Origin of the sequence: Streptomyces sp. NPDC050549 (assembly GCF_040655035.1) — a bacterium.
GTDB lineage: Bacteria > Actinomycetota > Actinomycetes > Streptomycetales > Streptomycetaceae > Streptomyces.
Window position 1 is genome coordinate 196,908 of record NZ_JBFAJD010000010.1, and the last position, 18,334, is coordinate 215,241.

The window sequence follows — 18,334 nt, forward strand, 5'->3', positions numbered from 1 at the left end:
CGGAGCTCTCACAACTGGGACATTTTTCCTATGCGCAAGAAGACGTTCGCGGCGGCAGCGCTGCTCGCCGCCGCCACCCTGACGCTCTCCGCCTGCGGCAGCGGTGACGACGGCAACAGCCCCGTCGCCGTGGTCTCCGAGGACACCGCGACCCAGGCCGCCACCGTGCTCGACACCCCGTTCGAGAAGCCGGACCTCGTCCTCACGGACACGCACGGCAAGAAGTACGACTTCCGGGCGGAGACGAAGAACCGGCCGACGCTGATCTACTTCGGCTACACCCACTGCCCCGACATCTGCCCGCTGACGATGAACAACATCGCCGTCGCCAAGAAGTCCCTGCCCAAGGCCGAGCAGGACAAGCTGCTGGTCGTGTTCGTCACCACCGACCCGGCCCGGGACACCGCCTCGGAACTCGGCAAGTGGCTCAAGGGCATCGACACCCAGTTCGTCGGCCTGACCGGCGACTTCGCGACCATCCAGGCCGGCGCCCGCACCCTGGGCATCTCCATCGAGCCGACCTCCAAGGACAAGAACGGCAAGCTCGTCTCCGTCCACGGCACCCAGGTCGTCGCCTTCTCTCCGAAGACCAACGGCGGTTACCTGCTCTACGGCCAGGACACCACCGTCGACGACTACACCAAGGACCTCCCCAAGATCATCAAGGGGGCGACGCCGTGAGGCGGTTCGCCGGGCCCGTCGCGGTGCTGACCGGCGCGCTGGTCCTCACCGGCTGCGGCTCGGACGACGCGAAGGCCCAGCTCTCCGTCGGCTCCGCCTATATGCCCCAGCCGGTCTCGGACATGGCGGCGGGCTTCCTGGACATCGCCAACAAGGGCGGCGCGAAGGACGAGTTGACCTCCGTCACCAGCAATGTCGGCCCGGTCTCCGTGCACGAGACGGTCGGCCAGGCGATGGAGGAGGTGCAGTCGCTCGACGTGCCCGCACACGGCCGACTCGTGTTCAAGAGCGGGGGCAACCACCTGATGTTCGACAAGCTGAAGCACACGCTGAAGCAGGGCGACAACGTGACGGTGAAGCTGCACTTTGCCAAGTCCGGCCCTCTCACGGTTGAGATGCCCGTGAAGTCGGCGACGTACAACCCCACGACCGGGCACTGAGGGAGGGACCCCCACCTTGAAGACGACCATCACCCCCCGAGTCCGCACTCTGGTGCTGCTGTTCCTGGCCGTCGTCGGCATGCTGTTCGCGGGTGCCGGGACGGCCTCCGCGCACGCCGCCCTGACCGGCAGCGACCCCTCTTCGGGGGTGGTGGTCAACAAGGCTCCGACACAGGTCTCGCTCACCTTCTCCGAGAAGGTCGCGACGAACAACGACTCGCTGCGCGTACTCAACCCGAAGGGCAAACGCGTCGACGTCGGCAAACCGTCCAACATCAGCGGTACGACGTACGCCGTGCAGATCCGCAGCGGACTGCCCGACGGCACCTACACGGTGGCCTGGCAGGTCGTGTCCGCCGACAGCCACCCCGTGGGCGGCGCCTTCACCTTCTCGATCGGCTCCCCCTCGAAGACCACCGTCTCCGCGTCGGCCGAACAGGACGTCGGCGGCGGGCTCGTCGGCGGGCTGTACGGCTTCGGGCGCTACATGTCGTACGCCGGCTTCATCGTCATGGTCGGCGGCGCCGCCTTCGTCCTGGCCTGCTGGCAGCGGGGCGCCGGAGTGCGCGCCCTCCAGCGGCTGGTCGTGTCCGGCTGGGTCTCGCTGACCGCGGCCACACTCTGGCTGCTGCTCCTGCGCGGCTCGTACACGACCTCCGGGAAGTTCGGCGACATCTTCGACCTGAACCTCCTCGGCCAGGTCCTCCAGACCAAGACGGGCGCCTCGCTCGTCTCCCGGCTGCTGCTGCTCGCCGCCGCCGCGCTGTTCATCGCCGTCCTCTTCGGGGCCTACGACAAGCGGGAGGACGAGGAGAAGCGCGACCTGACCTTCGGGCTCGCCATCGGCGGCGGTGTGGTGGCCGCCGGACTCGCCGCGAGCTGGGCCCTGTCCGAGCACGCCTCGACCGGGCTGCAGCCCGGCATCGCGATGCCCGTCGACGTCGTCCACCTGCTGGCCGTCGCGGCCTGGCTCGGCGGCCTCACCGCCCTCCTCGTCTCGCTGTACCGGGCGCCCGCCGACCACCCGGTCGGCCGGGCCGCCGTACAACGCTTCTCGCGCCTCGCCTTCGGCAGTGTCGTCGCGCTCGTCGCGACCGGCGTCTACCAGTCCTGGCGCCAGCTCGGCTCCTGGTCGGCGTTCACCGACACCGGCTACGGGCAGCTGCTGCTCGTCAAGATCGGGCTTGTGGCGCTGCTCGTCGGGATCGCGTCGATCTCCCGGCGGTGGACGGGGCGGCTCGCGGACACGGCCGAGATCTCCGTGACGGACAAGGCAGTTGAGACGGCCGAGGAGCGCGAGCCGGAGAAGGAGCACGTCACGGCGTCCGCCAAGGCCGTCGACTCCGGCGCCAAGGCGTCCGCCAAGGCCGTCGACTCCGGCGCCAAGGCGTCCGCCGCGGTCACCGACTCCAAGGCCACGGACTCCGCCGTCGTCGGCGCATCATCGGCCGAGTCCGATCCCCCCGCGACCTCGTCGACCTCGTCCACCGCGTCCGGTGACTCCAAGCGCGCCGCCCAACTCGCGCGCCAGCAGGCCGCCGTGGACAGCACCCGGCAGAAGCGGCTGCGGGACGCCGATCCGAACCTCTTCGGGCTGCGCCGCTCGGTCCTCGCCGAGGCCGCCGTCGCGGTCGTCGTCCTCGCCGTCACCACGGCCCTGACGACCACCGAACCGGGCCGCACGGAGCAGGACGCGAAGGCGGCCAAGGCTTCCTCCTCGTCCTCTTCCTCGTCGTCCTCGGGCGCGCTGACCCTGGACATGTCCTTCGACACCGGGGGCGCGGACGGCAAGGGCGTCATCCGGGTCGACATCGACCCCGCGCGGGTGGGCGGCAACGAGATGCACGTCTATGTGCAGCGCCCCAACGGCCGGGCCTTCGACGTCCCCGAGGTGAAGGTCGCCTTCACGCTCGCGGCGAAGAAGATCGGTCCGCTGCCCGTGACGCCCGACCGCATCACCACCGGGCACTGGGCCGCGAACGGAATCCAGATCCCCATGGCGGGCGACTGGAAGATCTCGGTGACCGTGCGGACCTCCGACATCGACCAGACGACCGTCGACAAGAACGCGCAGATCGGCTGAACCACGCCATGCCTGACCAGTCCATTCCCGAGGCCAGCACCGTAAAGGCACCTCCTGGGGAGGCCGTTTCCGAAAACGCCTCCCCGGGGGAGGGTGTTTCCCGCCGACGGCTCCTCGCTACGGCCGGTGCCACCGGGCTCGTGCTCGGTGCGGCGGGCGGGGCCGTGGGGTACGCGTCCGCACCGGCCGGGGCCACACCCCTCACCTCACTTGGCGCGGACAGGGCAATGTTTCACGGGAAACATCAGCCCGGCATCACCGAGGGCCTCCAGGCGCGCGGCCACCTGGTCGCCTTCGACCTGGCGGCGGGCACGGGCCGCAAGGAGGCGGCTGCCCTGCTGCGCCGCTGGTCGACGACCGCCCAGCGGCTGATGGCGGGCGAGGCGGCGGCGCAGGACGACACGGATGTCGCCCGGGACGCGGGGCCCTCTTCGCTGACGATCACCTTCGGCTTCGGCAACAGCTTCTTCTCCCGTACGGGCCTGGAGAAGCAGCGCCCCGCCTCCCTCGACCCGCTGCCGGACTTCTCCTCCGACCAGCTCGACAAGGCGCGCAGCAACGGTGACCTGTGGGTGCAGATCGGCGCCGACGACGCTCTCGTCGCGTTCCACGCCCTGCGCACGATCCAGAAGGACGCGGGCAGCGCGGCCAGGGTCCGCTGGCAGATGAACGGCTTCAACCGGACGCCGGGGGCGACAGCCCACAAGATGACGGCCCGCAACCTCATGGGCCAGCTCGACGGCACCCGCAACCCCAAGCCGACCGAGTCCGACTTCGACAAGCGGATCTTCGTGCCGGCGTCCGGTTCGGCCGACCCGGCCTGGATGGCGAACGGCTCCTACGCGGTCGTACGCCGGATCCGCATGCTCCTCGACGACTGGGAGAAGCTCTCGGTCGGCGCCCAGGAGAACGTCGTCGGGCGCCACAAGTCCAATGGGGCGCCGCTTTCCGGGGGCGGTGAGACGACCGCGATGGACCTGGAGAAGACCGACGCGAAGGGCGCCCTGGTCGTCCCCATCAACGCGCACGCCCGGATCGCCCGCCCCGACCAGAACGGCGGCGCGGCGATGCTCCGGCGCCCCTTCTCGTACCACGACGGCATCGCCGCCGACGGCACGCCGGACGCCGGGCTCCTCTTCGTCTGCTGGCAGGCCGACCCGCTGCGCGGCTTCGTCACCGTGCAGCGCAAACTCGACCGCGGCGACGCCCTGTCCACATACATCCGGCACGAGGCGAGCGGCCTGTTCGCGGTCCCGGGCGGGGCGGCGGAGGGCGAGTACGTCGGGCAGCGGTTGCTGGAGGGGTGAGCCGTCGCCCGTTGGGGTGGCCGGTTCGGGAAGGGTGCACCGGGTTTCGCAAGGCCCATTAGGGTGAAGTCATGCCAGCCAGCTACGCGTATCTCGGCCCTGAGGGCACCTTCACCGAAGTCGCCCTGCGGACGCTTCCCGAGGCGGCCACCCGGGAGCTGATCCCGTATGTGTCGGTGCAGTCCGCCCTGGACGCGGTGCGCTCCGGTGACGCCGAGGCCGCGTTCGTGCCGATCGAGAACTCCGTCGAGGGCGGTATCACCACCACCCTGGACGAGCTGGTCGCGGGCGCGCCGCTGATGATCTACCGCGAGGTGCTGCTGTCGATCACCTTCGCGCTGCTGGTCAGGCCCGGCACGAAGATCTCCGACATCAAGACGGTCTCCGCGCATCCCGCCGCCCAGCCGCAGGTCCGCAACTGGATGAAGGCTAACCTCCCGGACGCCCTGTGGGAGTCGGCCGCCTCGAACGCGGACGCCGCCCGGCTGGTCCAGGAGGGCCGCTACGACGCCGCGTTCGCCGGTGAGTTCGCCGCCGCCCGGTACGGCCTGGAGGCCCTGGAGACGGAGATCCACGACGCGGAGAACGCGCAGACCCGGTTCGTACTGGTGGGCAGGCCCGCCCGCCCCGCGGCCCCGACCGGCGCGGACAAGACGTCCGTGGTGATCTGGCAGCGCGACGACCACCCCGGCGGTCTGCGCGACCTGCTGGGCGAGTTCGCCACCCGGGGCATCAACCTCATGCTGCTGCAGTCCCGCCCGACCGGCGCAGGCATCGGCAACTACTGCTTCTGCGTCGACGCCGAGGGACACATCTCGGACCGCCGGGTCGCCGAGGCGCTGATGGGGCTCAAGCGGATCTGTCTGCAGGTGCGCTTCCTCGGTTCGTACCCGCGCGCGGACGTCGGCGTCGACGGCGTACGGCCGCTGTTCCCGGGGACCTCGGACGAGGAGTTCCTGTCGGCCGCGGACTGGGTCGCGCACTGCCAGGACGGCCGTTTCTGACCGGCGGTGCGCCGACAGTGCCCCGGTAGTACCTGCGTATCTTCGTTATCCACAGAAGTTATCCACAGGCTCACTTCTCGACCTGGGGACAAGTCGACAGTGGGGCATCAGTCTGTCGACAAATCGCCCTACAGGCCCCTCGTGCGGGCACCGGCGCGTAGGTCACTCTTCGTCCACCCGTTTCCTTCGAGCAATCCTATGGAGCGACGCAATTCCACCCGAAAGTGGGTGTGAGGGATGTTTGGGTCGGGAATTCCTCGACCTGGTGACCTCTTTAGGAATGATCACTTCCGGCATCCACAGATCTTCCACACAGCCTGTGGATAACTCTTCCGGGGTGTGGATTCCTGTGGACAACCGCGGCCTCAAGTCCCGTTTCCCACAAGGGATTCGAGTCAACAGGCCGCCTCGCGTCTGCCCCGTTCCAGGGAGCGGGACGCTCATTTATTGACTCGCATCCACCGACATCGACACTCCCCGCAATTACCCCATAACTGGATGTAAGCCACAGTTCGGAATACCAAGTCGTGAGCCGGAACCCCGCACCGGTAGCCTGTTCCACGTGATTGACCTTCGCCTGCTCCGTGAGGACCCCGACCGTGTGCGCGCGTCCCAGCGCGCCCGTGGAGAGGACGTCGCGCTCGTCGACGCTCTCCTGTCCGCCGACGAACGGCGCAGGTCGTCCGGCATCCGCTTCGACGAGCTGCGTTCCGAGCAGAAGAGCATCGGCAAGCTCATCTCCAAGGCCTCCGGCGACGAGAAGGCCGAGCTGCTCAAGAAGACGGGCCGGCTCGCCGCCGACGTCAAGGCGGCCGACGCCGAGCAGCACGAGGCGGACGAGGAGACCAAGCAGCTCCTCCTCCAGCTCGGCAACCTCGTGCACCCCGACGTGCCCGTGGGCGGCGAGGAGGACTTCGTCGTCCTGGAGACGCACGGCACGATCCGCGACTTCGCCGCCGAGGGCTTCGAGCCCAAGGACCACCTGGAGCTCGGCGAGGCGCTGGGCGCCATCGACGTCGAGCGCGGCGCCAAGGTCTCCGGCTCGCGTTTCTACTACCTCACCGGCATCGGCGCCCTCCTGGAACTGGCGCTCGTCAACGCGGCGATCGCGCAGGCCACGGAGGCCGGGTTCATCCCGATGCTGACCCCGGCGCTGGTCCGCCCGCGCGCCATGGAGGGCACCGGCTTCCTCGGCCAGGCCGCGGAGAACGTGTACCACCTGGAGAAGGACGACTACTACCTGGTCGGCACCTCCGAGGTCCCCCTCGCCGCGTACCACATGGACGAGATTCTCGACGCCGACAAGCTCCCGCTGCGCTACGCGGGCTTCTCCCCGTGCTTCCGCCGCGAGGCCGGCACCTACGGCAAGGACACGCGCGGCATCTTCCGCGTGCACCAGTTCGACAAGGTCGAGATGTTCTCGTACGTCCTCCCCGAGGACGCGGAGAACGAGCACCAACGCCTCCTGGACTGGGAGAAGCAGTGGCTCACCGCCCTCGAACTCCCCTTCCAGGTCATCGACGTGGCCTCCGGCGACCTCGGCGCGTCGGCGTCCCGCAAGTTCGACTGCGAGGCGTGGATCCCGACCCAGGGCAAGTACCGCGAGCTGACCTCGGCCTCCAACTGCGACAGCTTCCAGGCCCGACGGCTCTCCGTGCGGCTGCGCGACGGCAAGAAGGTACAGCCGCTGGCCACGCTCAACGGCACGCTGTGCGCCGTACCGCGCACGATCGTGGCGATCCTGGAGAACCACCAGCTGCCCGACGGTTCGGTGCGCGTGCCCGAGATGCTGCGTCCGTACCTGGGCGGCCGTGAGGTTCTGCAGCCGGTCGCCAAGTGAGCACCGGCTTCCCGTACAAGCTGATCGCGACCGACCTCGACGGGACGCTGCTGCGCTCCGACGAGTCGGTCTCGCCGCGCACCCGTGCCGCCCTCGCGGCGGCCACGGAGGCCGGCGCCGCGCACATCGTGGTGACCGGCCGCGCGGCCCCCTGGACCCGGCACATCCTCGACGACCTCGGCTACGAGGGCCTCGCGGTCTGCGCCCAAGGTGCCCAGGTCTACGACGCCGGCGAGCACCGCCTGCTCACCTCGGTCACCCTGGACCGGCAACTGGCCGCTGTGGCGCTCGCCAAGATCGAGGCGGAGGTCGGCCCGCTGTTCCTGGCTGCCAGCCAGGGCGGCCTGGACGGCGAGGTGCTGGTCGGTCCCGGGTACCGGGTCGCGGGGGCACTGCCCGCGACCCCGTTCACGGACGTGTCCGATCTGTGGGCCGCTCCTCTGAACAAGATCTACATACAGCACCCGGCCCTCACCGACGACCAGCTCGCCGAGGCGGCCCGCGAGGCCGCGGGCGGCTTCGTCACGGTCGCGATGGCGGGCGAGGGCATCGTCGAACTGCTGCCCCTGGGCCTTTCCAAGGCCACGGGCCTCTCCATCGCGGCCCGCCGCCTGGGCCTGAAGGCCGCCGACACGATCGCCTTCGGCGACATGCCCAACGACATCGCGATGTTCGCGTGGGCGTCCCACAGCGTGGCGATGGCCAACGCCCACGAGGAACTCAAGGCGGTCGCGGACGAGGTGACGTCCTCCAACGAGGACGACGGCATCGCGGTCGTGCTGGAGCGGTTGCTCGCGTAGGTGTGGGCAACCGCCCCAGCTCGGCATGCCCCCTGCGATGGGGGCAACGGGGAGGGCGGCCCACGCGATAATGAGTCGCGTGCTCGAAGCGGCCGCCCCGGGCAGCTTCCCGTGGTGGGCGACTCGACGGAGGGGTAACTACTCCGGAGACCGCCGCGGGCTGCCCTGAAGGGAGTTGGACGTCCTGTCGTGCATCGACATCGTCCAGCTCCTCTCCCAGTCGGTGGCGCCGGCTGCTCCGGCGTCGACAGAACAACTGTGCCTGTACGCCGAGTTGGACGCCACCGAATAAAAAAGGACAGCCGGGTGAGGGCTAGCTCCGGCGCCACCTGCGCCGACGCGCCTTGCTGAAGAACCAGCCTGCGGGCGGCTCGTCCGAGCGCCAGGGCTGCGGCTCGGGCGACTCGTTGCGCCAGCGCGCCGCGAGCATCCGGGCGCGCGCGGACGGCTCGGCCGTCTCGGCGGACCGTATGAAGTCGTCGTCCAGGACCAACTTGTCCCAGCCGTCCCCGGATTCGGCCTGTCCGCCGCCGTACGGTGCCTGTCCCGCCATCCCCGTTCCTCCTAGCCGTGCGTCCCCATTTGCCCAGTGTGCCCGGACAGAGATGAAGCCCCCGTCAAGATCAGGACCTGTCATTCCTCGCCGGCGAGGGTCAGCGAGCGCAGCTTCTGTCCGGCGTACCAGGTCGCTCCCACGGTGACCGCGACCAGGAACACCGTCGCCGTGGTCAGCCCGACGTCCGAGGTCACCAACTCACCGCCGGACACCTTGTGGGCAACGGCCAGGGACCACTGCTGGACGCTCAGGGTGCGGGCGCCGGCGACCAGGGAGCCGAACAGGGCCTCCCAGACGAGGGCGTAGACGAGCCCGAAGACCACCGCGTGCCGCGAGACCGTGCCGAGCAGCAGGAAGAGTGCCGCGTAGGCGATGGAGGCGACCAGGGCGGCCACGGTGTAGGCGACGGCGATCTGCTGGCCGTTACCGTTCAGGATGAGCCCGGAGATCAGCATGGGCACGGCCGAGAAGACCATGGTGACGCCGACCGCCACGATCAGCTTGGTGAAGATGATCGTGGGCCGCTTCAGCGGCTTGGACAGCAGGTACACCACCGAGCCGTCGTCGATCTCCGGTCCGATCGCGCCGGTACCCGCGATGACGCCGATGATCGGCACCATCGTGGCGAGCCCGAAGCCGCCCAGGACGTCGACGGCGGTCTGGTCGTCGGCGCCGGCGAGCGCGCGCACCACCACGGAGATCACGATCAGCAGCAGGGGCAGGGCGCCCAGGATGAGAGCCCGGCGCCGGCCGAGCAGGGCCCGGTAGGTGAGTCGGGCGACTGTGGGGTCGTACATCTCTTGGCCTCCTACGCCGCGACGAGATACGAGAAGACGGATTCGAGCGACTCGTCCGACGGCGAGACCGTGAGCAGCCGGATGCCGTGGTCCCTGGCCACCTTGGGCAGCAGGGCGGTGAACCGGCCGAAGTCGACGGCCTGAATGCGCAGCGCGCCCTCGGCCAGGTCGACTTCGATGCCCGAGGTCGACGGGTCCGCGATCAGCGCGGCCGCGAGTGTGCGGTCGTCGCTGGAGCGGACCAGGTAGCGGTGCGGGCGGTCGGTCATCAGGCGGCGGATCTTGCGGAAGTCGCCGCTGGCCGCGTGCCGGCCGGCGACGACGACCTCGATGTGCCAGGCGAGCTGTTCGACCTCTTCGAGGATGTGGGACGAGAACAGCACCGTGCGGCCCTCGTCGCCCATCCGCCGCAGCAGGTCCATGAGCTGCATGCGCTGGCGCGGGTCCATGCCGTTGAAGGGCTCGTCGAGCAGGAGCAGCGAGGGGTCGTGGACCAGGGCGGACGCCATCTTCACGCGCTGGCGCATGCCCTTGGAGTACGTGGAGATCTTGCGGTCCTGCGCGTACTCCATCTCGACCGTGGCCAGCGCCTTCTGGGCCGCCTTGGCGCCGAGGCCGTGCAACTCGGCGTTGGCGACGACGAATTCGCGTCCGGTGAGGAAGTCGTACATCGCCTCGCGCTCGGGGACGATCCCGATGTGCTTGTAGATCTGTTCGTTGCGCCAGACCTGTTGGCCGTCGAGGGTGACGGTACCGGTGGAGGGGGCGAGGAAGCCGCCCATCATGTTGATGAGGGTGGACTTTCCGGCGCCGTTGGGGCCGAGGAGTCCGGTGACGCCGGGGCCGACGTTCATGGTGATGTCGTTGACGGCGACCACGTTGCCGAACCAGCGGGAGACGTGGTCGATGGAGAGCGTGGTCACAGGCCCACCTTCCGGTAGCGGCGGATCAGGAGGCCGTAGGTCGCGGCGATGAGGCCCAGGACGGCGAGGACGTAGACGACGCCCTGTCCGTGGGTGGGGCCGACGCCTCCGGGGAACGCCGAACTCGCGCCCAGGAAGGCCGACTGCAGGCCGTCGATGAGGGTGACGGGCGAGAAGAGGCCGATCCAGGGAATGGCGCTCGTGGCGTTCTGCGCGTCGGCGATGGCCTGGAGGGTGGAGACGGCGCCGTAGGAGATGGTCAGTACAGCGATGACGGCCGCGATGCCGAAGCCGCGGCGCGGGGTGACCGCGGCGATGACCAGGCCGATGCCGGCGAAGAGCAGCGAGAGGAGGGTCACGGAGACGAGTCCCTGGGCGAAGCCCTTGGTCTGGTCGGCGAAGTCCAGCTTCGCGAGCAACGCTCCTACGTAGAGCACGATCAGCGGGGCGGCGGTCAGGATGAACATGGCCGAGGCGAGGGCCGCGAACTTGGCCCTCACGTAGTCGGCAGTCTCGATCGGCCGGGAGAAGTACAGCGGCACGGTCTTGAAGCGCAGGTCGCGCGAGACGGACTGGGGTGCCTGGGAGGCGACGTAGAGGCTGATGACGGCCTGCATGATGATCGCGTAGCGCGTGTAGTCGACGGGCAGGTCCTTGGCCTTCGTGGCGACCGCGACGGCCACCATGATGGCCGCGGGCACGCACATGACCACGAACAGCAGCATGGGCAGCACCTTGGACTTCACCGAGCGGCCGAGGCCGTAGGCGCCGCGCAGGGACTGCGAGTAGAGGGAGCGCCGGGCGTAGGCGCGGCCCAGGCGGGGGCCGGTGTAGTTGCGGTAGCCGATGTTGTGGATACGGGTCTGGTCGCCCGGCTGGGGGACCAGGGGCTGGTCAATTGCCATGGCCTACGGCCTCCTTCCGCTCTGCGTCGCTGCCGGTGCCGGTCTCGGTGTCGGTGAAGACCTCGGAGATGTGGTGGCGGCGCTGCTCCATGCGCACCAGGCCGAGGCCGAGGTCCGCGATCACGTCCCGGACCACGTCGTACGTCTCCTCGCCCGAGGCCGTCAGGAGCAGAACGTGGCCCGCGCCCGGCAGGCCGCTGCTGTCGTGGGTGTCCACCCCGCGCGCGTGGAGCGCCTCGCGCACCGCGCGGGTGCCGTCCGGGTGCTCGTCGGTGTCGGTGACCTCGATCGCCAGGGTCGTCGTGGTCTGGGTGAAGTCCGTGGTGGAGCTGGAGCGCAGGAGCTTGCCGCCGTCGACCACGATCACGTGGTCGCAGGTGCGCTCCAGCTCGCCCAGCAGGTGCGAGGTCACCAGCACCGAGATGCCGAAGTCCGTGTGGATACGGCGGATGAGGCCGAGCATCTCGTCGCGGCCGACCGGGTCGAGGCCGTTGGTCGGCTCGTCCAGGAAGACCAGCTGCGGGTCGTGGACGAGTGCCTGCGCGAGCTTGACGCGCTGCTTCATGCCCGTCGAGTAGCCGCCGATGGGGCGATAGCGCTCCTCGTACAGACCGACATGGCGCAGCGTGTCCGCGGTGCGCTCGCGTGCCGCGGTGGGCGGCAGTCCGGACATGCGCGCCATGTGGACGACGAACTCGGTGGCCGAGACGTCGGGCGGCAGACAGTCGTGCTCCGGCATGTACCCGACGCGCTCACGGATGTCGGCACCCTTGGTGGCGACATCGAGGCCGAGCACTTCGGCTCGGCCCTCGGAGGCGGGGGACAGACCCAGCAGGATCTTGATCAAGGTCGACTTGCCGGCTCCGTTGGCACCGACGAGCCCCGTCACACCGGGGCCGACGTCCACGGAGAGCCGGTCAAGCGCGGTCACCCGGGGGAACCGCTTGCTCAGGCTTTCGGTCGCGATCACAGTCACGTCTACGAAGGTAGTGACGCGGACCACTCCGGTCGTCAACCCGCAGAGCTGTCCTCGCGTCAGACTCCAGACGTACGGGTCCGTAGGGGATGCCCCTACTTGAGAGCTACCCGACCGGCCCGCGGGGTTGTCCACAGGTAGAGATCAAGCCTATTGACGCAGCCTCTAACAACTGTCACATTCACCAGTGTCAAGTTACGGGCACGTACCGCAGTCGGTGTGTACAGGTGGGGCGGTGGCATGACTACGGCGGTGACACGCGAACTCTCCGCGGAACTGCGGGGGTTCAGGGAGGTCCAGCGGCTGGCGTACGAGTGCGCCGAAGCCGTGGCGGCCCGGCTGGAGCCGGGAGTGACCGAGCGCGAGGCGGCCCGGATGCAGCGGTCGTGGCTGCGCGCGCGGGGCGTGAAGGACTGGTTCCATCTGCCCTTCGCCTGGTTCGGCGACCGCACGGCGTTCACGAACTTCCGGATACCGCTCCAGTTCTTCCCCACGAACCGCCGACTGGAGCCCGGGATGCCGTTCATCCTGGACATGGCCCCCGTGCACAAGGGCTTCACGGCCGACATCGGGTATTCGGGCTCCCTGGGCTCGAACCCGGTACAGGACCGGCTGATGGCCGACCTGGAGGCCCATCGTGAGCTGCTGCTGCGCGAGGTGCGCGAGCGGCGCCCGCTGCGCGAGATCTACGAGGACGTGGACCGCCTCATGGTCCGCCAGGGCTACGCCAACCGGCACCGCGCGTATCCCTTCGGCGTGATCGCGCACAAGGTCGACCGGGTCGCCGAACGCCCCTGGTCCCCGCGCCTGTTCGGATTCGGAACCCAGGCCCTGAAGGGCCTCGCGAGCGACGCGCTGCACGGCCACCGCGACGGCTGGTCCCCGCTGTGGTCGCCGTACCGCTTCTCCGACCATCCCCCGCACCCGGGCCTGTGGGCGGTCGAACCGCATCTCGGATTCCGGGGTACCGGCGCCAAGTTCGAGGAGATCCTCGTCGTCACCGACTCCAAGGACCCCGAGCAGAGCGCCTTCTGGCTGGACGACGATCTGCCGCACGTGCGGCGCTGGGCGGAGGACAAGTGACGCTTGAGGGTGCGCGCGAGCGCCGGGTGCGGACCGGCGGAGTCGAGCTGTGCGTGGCCGAGTTGGGGGACCCGTCGAACCCCACGGTCGTCCTGGTGCACGGCTATCCCGACAGCAAGGAGGTGTGGTCCGAGGTCGCTTCCCGGCTGGCCGACCGCTTCCACGTCGTGCTCTACGACGTCCGGGGCCACGGCCGGTCTACGGCGCCGAAACCGCTGCGGGGCGGCTTCGCCCTGGAGAAGCTGACGGACGACTTCCTGGCGGTCGCGGACGCGGTCAGCCCGGACCGGCCGGTCCACCTGGTGGGGCACGACTGGGGCTCGGTGCAGTCCTGGGAGTTCGTCACGGTCGAGCGCACGAAGGGCCGTATCGCCTCCTTCACGTCGATGTCCGGGCCCTCCCTCGACCACTTCGGGCACTGGATCAACAAGCGCCTGACCCGTCCCACCCCTCGCCGCGTCGGCCAACTCCTGGGCCAGGGCGCCAAGTCCTGGTACGTGTACCTGCTGCACACGCCCGCACTGCCCGAACTCGCCTGGCGCGGCCCGCTCGGCAAACGCTGGCCGAAGATCCTGGAACGCGTCGAGAAGGTGCCGCGCGGCGACTACCCCACGTCGTCGCTTCCCCTGGACGCGGCCCACGGCGCCTGGCTGTACCGGGACAACATCCGGGCGAGGCTGCGCAGCCCGCGCCCCGACGCGTACGCGCACGCGCGCGTGCAGCTCATCACGCCCCTGGGGGACGCGTTTCTCTCCGAGCGGCTCTACGACGGGCTGGAGGAGTGGGCGCCGGAGCTGGTACGGCGGACGCTGCCGGCCAAGCACTGGATCCCGCGCACCCGACCCGATCAACTGGCGGCCTGGATCACGGAGTTCGTGACCGCCGGCGAAGGAGGTCGGGTGACGTCCGGCGAAGGAGCTCCGGCGGTGTCCACGGGGACGGGCAGGTACGCCCAGCGGTTCGGCGGGCAGCTCGTGCTGGTCACGGGGGCGGGCAGCGGGATCGGGCGGGCCACGGCGTTCGCGTTCGCCGAGGCGGGCGCACGCGTGGTGGCCGTCGACCGGGACGCGGAAAGCGCCGCCCGCACCGCCGAGTTGGCCCGGCTGATCGGTGCCCCCGAGGCCTGGGCCGAGACGGTCGACGTCTCCGACGGACAGGCCATGGAGAAGCTCGCCGCGAAGGTCCCCGGCGAGTACGGCGTGGTGGACGTCCTGGTGAACAACGCTGGAATCGGACTCTCCGGTTCCTTCTTCGACACCACCCCGGAGGACTGGAAGAAGGTCCTCGACGTCAACCTGTGGGGCGTGATCCACGGCTGCCGGCTCTTCGGGAAGCAGATGGCCGAGCGCGGTCAGGGCGGCCACATCGTCAACACCGCGTCGGCGGCGGCCTTCCAGCCTTCCAAGGCGCTGCCCGCCTACAGCACCTCCAAGGCGGCCGTCCTGATGCTCAGCGAGTGCCTGCGCGCCGAACTGTCCGGGCAGGGGATCGGCGTCTCGGCGATATGCCCGGGCCTCGTCAACACCAACATCACCTCGACCGCGCACTTCGCCGGGGTGGACGCCGCCGAGGAGAAGCGGCGCCAGAAGCGGTCGGCACGGCTGTACGGACTGCGGAACTACCCACCGGAGAAGGTCGCCGACGCGATCCTGCGGGCGGTCGTCCGCGACGAGGCGGTCGTGCCGGTCACTCCGGAGGCGCGCGGAGCCCATCTGCTGTCCCGGTTCGCCCCGCGCGCGCTGCGGACGGTGGCCCGGCTGGAGCCGCCGCTGTGACCTCCGCGAACGAGCACGAGCACGACGAGAACGGGCACGAGCACGACGTGAGCGAGCACCACGCGATCGCGCCCCGCCGGGTCTCCTTCGACTGGTCGCGCACACCCCTGCACTGGATCCCGGACGAGCCGACGGCCACGCATGTCATCAACGTGCTGCATCTGCTGCTGCCGGCGGGGGAGCGGTGGTTCGTGAAGGTCCTCAAGGAGGGCCTGCCGCTGGTCAGGGACCCCGAACTCCTCGCGGACGTCAAGGGGTTCATGGGCCAGGAGGCCACGCACAGCGTCCAGCACGCGCACGTGCTGGACCATCTCGCAGCCCAGCGGCTCGACACCGCCGACTTCACCCGGCACGTCGACTTCCTCTTCGAACGGCTGCTGGGCGAACGCCCGCCGCTCGGCGCGCCGTTGCCGGAGCGCGAGTGGCTGCGCTTCCGGCTCGCGGTCGTCGCGGCGATCGAGCAGTTCACAGCGGTGCTGGGCGACTGGATCCTGGCCGCCGAGGACCTCGACCGGGCGGGCGCCGACGGGATCATGCTCGACCTGCTGCGCTGGCACGGCGCGGAGGAGGTCGAACACCGCGCGGTGGCCTTCGACATGTTCCAGCACTGCGGGGGCCGCGGTCTCCCCCGGTACGCCCGCCGTATCGCCGGCATGACGGTCACCGCGCCCGTGATGCTCTACCTGTGGGCCTGGGGCACGGCCTACCTGATCCGCCACGACCCCCAGCTCGCCGGACGCGTCCGCTACTCGCTCGCCGAGCACAACAGGGCCGTACGGAAAGGCCTGTTGCCCACCTGGCGGTCGCTCGGCGCGGCCGTCCCCCGCTATCTGCGGCGCTCCTACCATCCGTCGCGGGAGGGATCGCTGAGCCGGGCGGTCGAGTACCTGAGGCGGTCACCGGCGGCGCGGGCGGAGGCAGGGGCGGGGGCCGCGTGAGTGCCGGCACCGGCACCGGCACCGGCACCGGCACCGGCTCCGGCTCCGGCTCCGGCTCCGGCTCCGGCTCCGGTGGGGTCGCCTACCGGATCGAGGATCTCGCGCAGCTCAGCGGGGCCACCGTCCGGACGATCCGCGCCTATCAGGACCGCGGTCTGCTCCCCCGCCCCGAACGGCGCGGGCGGGCCAATGTGTACGCGGACGTCCATCTGGCCCGGCTCCGCCAGATCGCGGACCTGCTCGACCGCGGCTACACCCTGGCCTCCATCAAGGAGTTGCTGGAGGCCTGGGACGCGGGCCGGGGCCTGGGCGGGGTGCTCGGGCTGGTCGCGGAGGTCGACGGGCCGTGGACTGACGAGGAGGCGGCCCGGATCTCGCGCGCCGAACTGGAGCGGCGCTTCGGCGGCAGCCCGGACGACGCGGCTATCGCCGAAGCGGTCGAACTCGGCGTGCTGGAGCCGGTCCCCGGAGACGCCGACTCCTTCCTCGTGCCGAGCCCCCAAGAGCTGGCGGTGGCCGTCGAGTTGCACGCCTCCGGAGTCCCGCTGTCCGCGATCTCTTCCCATCTGCGGGAGTTGAGGGTCCAGGTCGAGCACATCGCCTCCCGTTTCCTGGAGTTCACCACCGAGCACGTCTTCGCCCGCTACCTCGACGGCCCGCACCGTCCGACGGACGCGGACGCGGCCGAGGCGGCCTCCCTCGTACGACGGCTGCGCCCGCTCGCCCAGCAGACTGTGGATGCCGAACTCGCCCGCGCGATGCGGCTGTTCGCCAACCGTTCGCTGCGGCAGCACCTCGGGGCGGCGGAACCTTCGCCGCCGGTGTCCTCGTCACGTTCCGTGGCCGTGCCCGAGGAGACAATGCGGTCCGTGGAGGGGTTGGTTGGGACGGCGAGAGCGGCGGAGTTCGTCGCGCTGGCGGCTGAACGGGAGCTGCGGGCAAGGGCGTTGGATGCGCTCATGCCAAGTGGTCGCCCCCCGGCCGATCTTGACGAACAGGTGTGACATGACAGGGAGTTGTCCACAGAAACGCCAAATCCCCTGTGGATAACTACAGTTGGTTGTGGACCAAACATCGGCTCCAAAAGAAAATGCGTGATCCGCGTCTCTCCCGTCATGCTGAGCGGATGGATGAAAGACGCACCGTGAAGGTGTCGAAGTACCTCTCGAAGCACCTGCGCCACCAGCCCGAGCGGATCGGGCTCACCCTCGACGAGGCCGGCTGGGTCGAGATCGACACGCTGATCGCCGCTTGTGCCGCGCACGGGTTCCGGTTCAGCCGTGAGGAGCTCGACCATGTGGTGGCCACGAACGACAAGCAACGCTTCGCGATCGAGGGCACGCGTATCCGCGCCAGCCAGGGCCACAGCATCGAGGTCGACCTCGGACTGCCCCCGGCCACCCCACCGTCGTATCTCTTCCACGGCACGGTGGCACGCAACCTGGACGCGATCCGGGCCGAGGGACTCCGCCCCATGAACCGCCACGCCGTGCATCTCTCCGCCGACCGGGAGACCGCGACCAGGGTGGGTGCCCGCCGCGGCCGGCCCGTCGTGCTCGCCGTGGACGCGGGCGCGATGCACGGCGACGGCCATGTGTTCCGGGTCAGCGAGAACGGGGTGTGGCTCACGGAGACGGTACCCACGCGCTATCTGCGGTTCCCCGAATCCCACTGATCCCGTGCGGCCCGAGATGTGTCACCGGGTATGGCCTCGGCCGCACCACCCCCGGCATGATCAGAGGTATGGACCACTTCCCCAGCGCCGAGGCGGCCGTCACCGCCCTGCGCGACATCGCGACCGAGTACGCGCGTGAGATCGAGGTCACCCACGACATCGGTGCCGACCAGACCTCGCGCCGCACCTCCGCGGGTTTCGGCGTCACCACGGACCCCGACGGTTCGCTTCCGCACGAGGCCTTCGTCGAGTTCGGCGGACTGCCACGGGTGAGCGTACGGCTCTTTCCCGAGGGCGACGCCGTGATCACGGTCGAGGGCATCGCCTGCCCCGACGTCGCACGCGACGACGTCCCCGCTTTCCTCCGCTCCGTCTTCGACGGCCACGCCTACGTCAAGGCCCGCCGTTTCCCACCCAGTTGCAACCTGATCGTCCCGCTGCCCGGCGACCGGACGCACAAGGAGTGGATCTCGATGATCACTCTCACGCCTTGGCTGAACGGCCGCATCAGGTGACGGTTTCACGTGAAACACGGACGGCCGCACAGCCTG

General features: G+C 69.8%; 18 protein-coding genes. 13 read left to right on the forward strand and 5 right to left on the reverse strand.

Annotated features, from left to right (window positions below):
* Window positions 1–30: 30 nt before the first annotated feature.
* From AB0I51_RS17585 to AB0I51_RS17615, 7 genes are all read left to right on the forward strand, one after another.
* Window positions 31–681, forward strand: coding sequence for an SCO family protein (locus AB0I51_RS17585; RefSeq protein ID WP_362975937.1), 651 nt, complete (start codon window positions 31–33; stop codon window positions 679–681).
* Window positions 678–1,121: a copper chaperone PCu(A)C gene (locus tag AB0I51_RS17590; RefSeq protein ID WP_362975939.1), complete on the forward strand. Its 444-nt coding sequence runs from the start codon at window positions 678–680 to the stop codon at window positions 1,119–1,121. The genes AB0I51_RS17585 and AB0I51_RS17590 overlap by 4 nt, the downstream gene beginning before the upstream one ends.
* 16 nt (window positions 1,122–1,137) lie before the next feature.
* Entirely contained in the window at window positions 1,138–3,204 is a 2,067-nt protein-coding gene (locus tag AB0I51_RS17595) for a copper resistance protein CopC (protein ID WP_362975941.1), read from the forward strand.
* An 8-nt stretch (window positions 3,205–3,212) separates the two neighbouring features.
* Entirely contained in the window at window positions 3,213–4,511 is a 1,299-nt protein-coding gene (efeB, locus tag AB0I51_RS17600; RefSeq protein ID WP_362975943.1) for an iron uptake transporter deferrochelatase/peroxidase subunit, read from the forward strand.
* 71 nt (window positions 4,512–4,582) lie between these two features.
* Window positions 4,583–5,515: a prephenate dehydratase gene (gene pheA / locus AB0I51_RS17605; RefSeq protein WP_362975945.1), complete on the forward strand. Its 933-nt coding sequence runs from the start codon at window positions 4,583–4,585 to the stop codon at window positions 5,513–5,515.
* A 562-nt stretch (window positions 5,516–6,077) separates the two neighbouring features.
* Window positions 6,078–7,355: a serine--tRNA ligase gene (gene serS, locus AB0I51_RS17610; protein WP_362975947.1), complete on the forward strand. Its 1,278-nt coding sequence runs from the start codon at window positions 6,078–6,080 to the stop codon at window positions 7,353–7,355.
* Window positions 7,352–8,155 (forward strand): HAD family hydrolase, encoded by an 804-nt coding sequence (locus AB0I51_RS17615; protein WP_362975949.1) that lies wholly within the window; start codon window positions 7,352–7,354, stop codon window positions 8,153–8,155. Before serS ends, AB0I51_RS17615 begins: the two co-directional genes overlap by 4 nt.
* 313 nt (window positions 8,156–8,468) lie before the next feature.
* Here the strand turns inward: AB0I51_RS17615 and AB0I51_RS17620 are convergent, their stop codons facing one another.
* The 5 genes from AB0I51_RS17620 to AB0I51_RS17640 all read right to left on the reverse strand — a co-directional run bounded on the left by AB0I51_RS17620 (window position 8,469) and on the right by AB0I51_RS17640 (window position 12,306).
* On the reverse strand, window positions 8,469–8,708 hold the full coding sequence (locus AB0I51_RS17620) for a hypothetical protein (RefSeq protein ID WP_359610812.1): 240 nt from the start codon (window positions 8,706–8,708) through the stop codon (window positions 8,469–8,471).
* Between the two features lie 80 nt (window positions 8,709–8,788).
* A complete protein-coding gene (locus AB0I51_RS17625) occupies window positions 8,789–9,508 on the reverse strand; it encodes an ABC transporter permease (protein WP_362975951.1) in 720 nt (239 codons plus the stop codon).
* An 11-nt stretch (window positions 9,509–9,519) separates the two neighbouring features.
* A complete protein-coding gene (locus AB0I51_RS17630) occupies window positions 9,520–10,431 on the reverse strand; it encodes an ABC transporter ATP-binding protein (protein WP_362975953.1) in 912 nt (303 codons plus the stop codon).
* Window positions 10,428–11,336 carry an ABC transporter permease subunit gene (locus AB0I51_RS17635; protein WP_362975955.1) on the reverse strand — a complete coding sequence of 303 codons (909 nt, stop codon included), beginning with the start codon at window positions 11,334–11,336 and terminating at the stop codon, window positions 10,428–10,430. Before AB0I51_RS17635 ends, AB0I51_RS17630 begins: the two co-directional genes overlap by 4 nt.
* Window positions 11,326–12,306 carry an ABC transporter ATP-binding protein gene (locus tag AB0I51_RS17640; protein WP_362976052.1) on the reverse strand — a complete coding sequence of 327 codons (981 nt, stop codon included), beginning with the start codon at window positions 12,304–12,306 and terminating at the stop codon, window positions 11,326–11,328. Before AB0I51_RS17640 ends, AB0I51_RS17635 begins: the two co-directional genes overlap by 11 nt.
* A 246-nt stretch (window positions 12,307–12,552) precedes the next feature.
* Here AB0I51_RS17640 and AB0I51_RS17645 point away from each other — a divergent pair, with 246 nt between their 5' ends.
* From AB0I51_RS17645 to AB0I51_RS17670, 6 genes are all read left to right on the forward strand, one after another.
* Window positions 12,553–13,395, forward strand: coding sequence for a M24 family metallopeptidase (locus AB0I51_RS17645; protein WP_362975957.1), 843 nt, complete (start codon window positions 12,553–12,555; stop codon window positions 13,393–13,395).
* Window positions 13,392–15,170, forward strand: coding sequence for an SDR family oxidoreductase (locus AB0I51_RS17650; protein ID WP_362975959.1), 1,779 nt, complete (start codon window positions 13,392–13,394; stop codon window positions 15,168–15,170). Before AB0I51_RS17645 ends, AB0I51_RS17650 begins: the two co-directional genes overlap by 4 nt.
* Entirely contained in the window at window positions 15,167–16,108 is a 942-nt protein-coding gene (locus AB0I51_RS17655) for a metal-dependent hydrolase (protein WP_362975961.1), read from the forward strand. The genes AB0I51_RS17650 and AB0I51_RS17655 overlap by 4 nt, the downstream gene beginning before the upstream one ends.
* A gap of 89 nt (window positions 16,109–16,197) precedes the next feature.
* Window positions 16,198–17,112 (forward strand): MerR family transcriptional regulator, encoded by a 915-nt coding sequence (locus tag AB0I51_RS17660; protein ID WP_362976054.1) that lies wholly within the window; start codon window positions 16,198–16,200, stop codon window positions 17,110–17,112.
* Between the two features lie 122 nt (window positions 17,113–17,234).
* Window positions 17,235–17,783 (forward strand): RNA 2'-phosphotransferase, encoded by a 549-nt coding sequence (locus tag AB0I51_RS17665; RefSeq protein ID WP_362975963.1) that lies wholly within the window; start codon window positions 17,235–17,237, stop codon window positions 17,781–17,783.
* Window positions 17,784–17,851: 68 nt separating this feature from the next.
* Complete coding sequence (locus tag AB0I51_RS17670; RefSeq protein ID WP_362975965.1) at window positions 17,852–18,298, forward strand: hypothetical protein; 447 nt, start codon at window positions 17,852–17,854, stop codon at window positions 18,296–18,298.
* The last annotated feature ends 36 nt before the right edge of the window (window positions 18,299–18,334 follow it).

Coding starts and splice junctions, on each gene's coding strand:
- AB0I51_RS17585 (WP_362975937.1), top strand. CDS start 31: ATGCGCAAGAAGACGTTCGCGGCGGCAGCGCTGCTCGCCGCCGCCACC.
- efeB (WP_362975943.1), top strand. CDS start 3,213: ATGCCTGACCAGTCCATTCCCGAGGCCAGCACCGTAAAGGCACCTCCT.
- pheA (WP_362975945.1), top strand. CDS start 4,583: ATGCCAGCCAGCTACGCGTATCTCGGCCCTGAGGGCACCTTCACCGAA.
- AB0I51_RS17620 (WP_359610812.1), bottom strand. CDS start 8,708: ATGGCGGGACAGGCACCGTACGGCGGCGGACAGGCCGAATCCGGGGAC.
- AB0I51_RS17625 (WP_362975951.1), bottom strand. CDS start 9,508: ATGTACGACCCCACAGTCGCCCGACTCACCTACCGGGCCCTGCTCGGC.
- AB0I51_RS17635 (WP_362975955.1), bottom strand. CDS start 11,336: ATGGCAATTGACCAGCCCCTGGTCCCCCAGCCGGGCGACCAGACCCGT.
- AB0I51_RS17645 (WP_362975957.1), top strand. CDS start 12,553: ATGACTACGGCGGTGACACGCGAACTCTCCGCGGAACTGCGGGGGTTC.
- AB0I51_RS17665 (WP_362975963.1), top strand. CDS start 17,235: ATGGATGAAAGACGCACCGTGAAGGTGTCGAAGTACCTCTCGAAGCAC.
- AB0I51_RS17670 (WP_362975965.1), top strand. CDS start 17,852: ATGGACCACTTCCCCAGCGCCGAGGCGGCCGTCACCGCCCTGCGCGAC.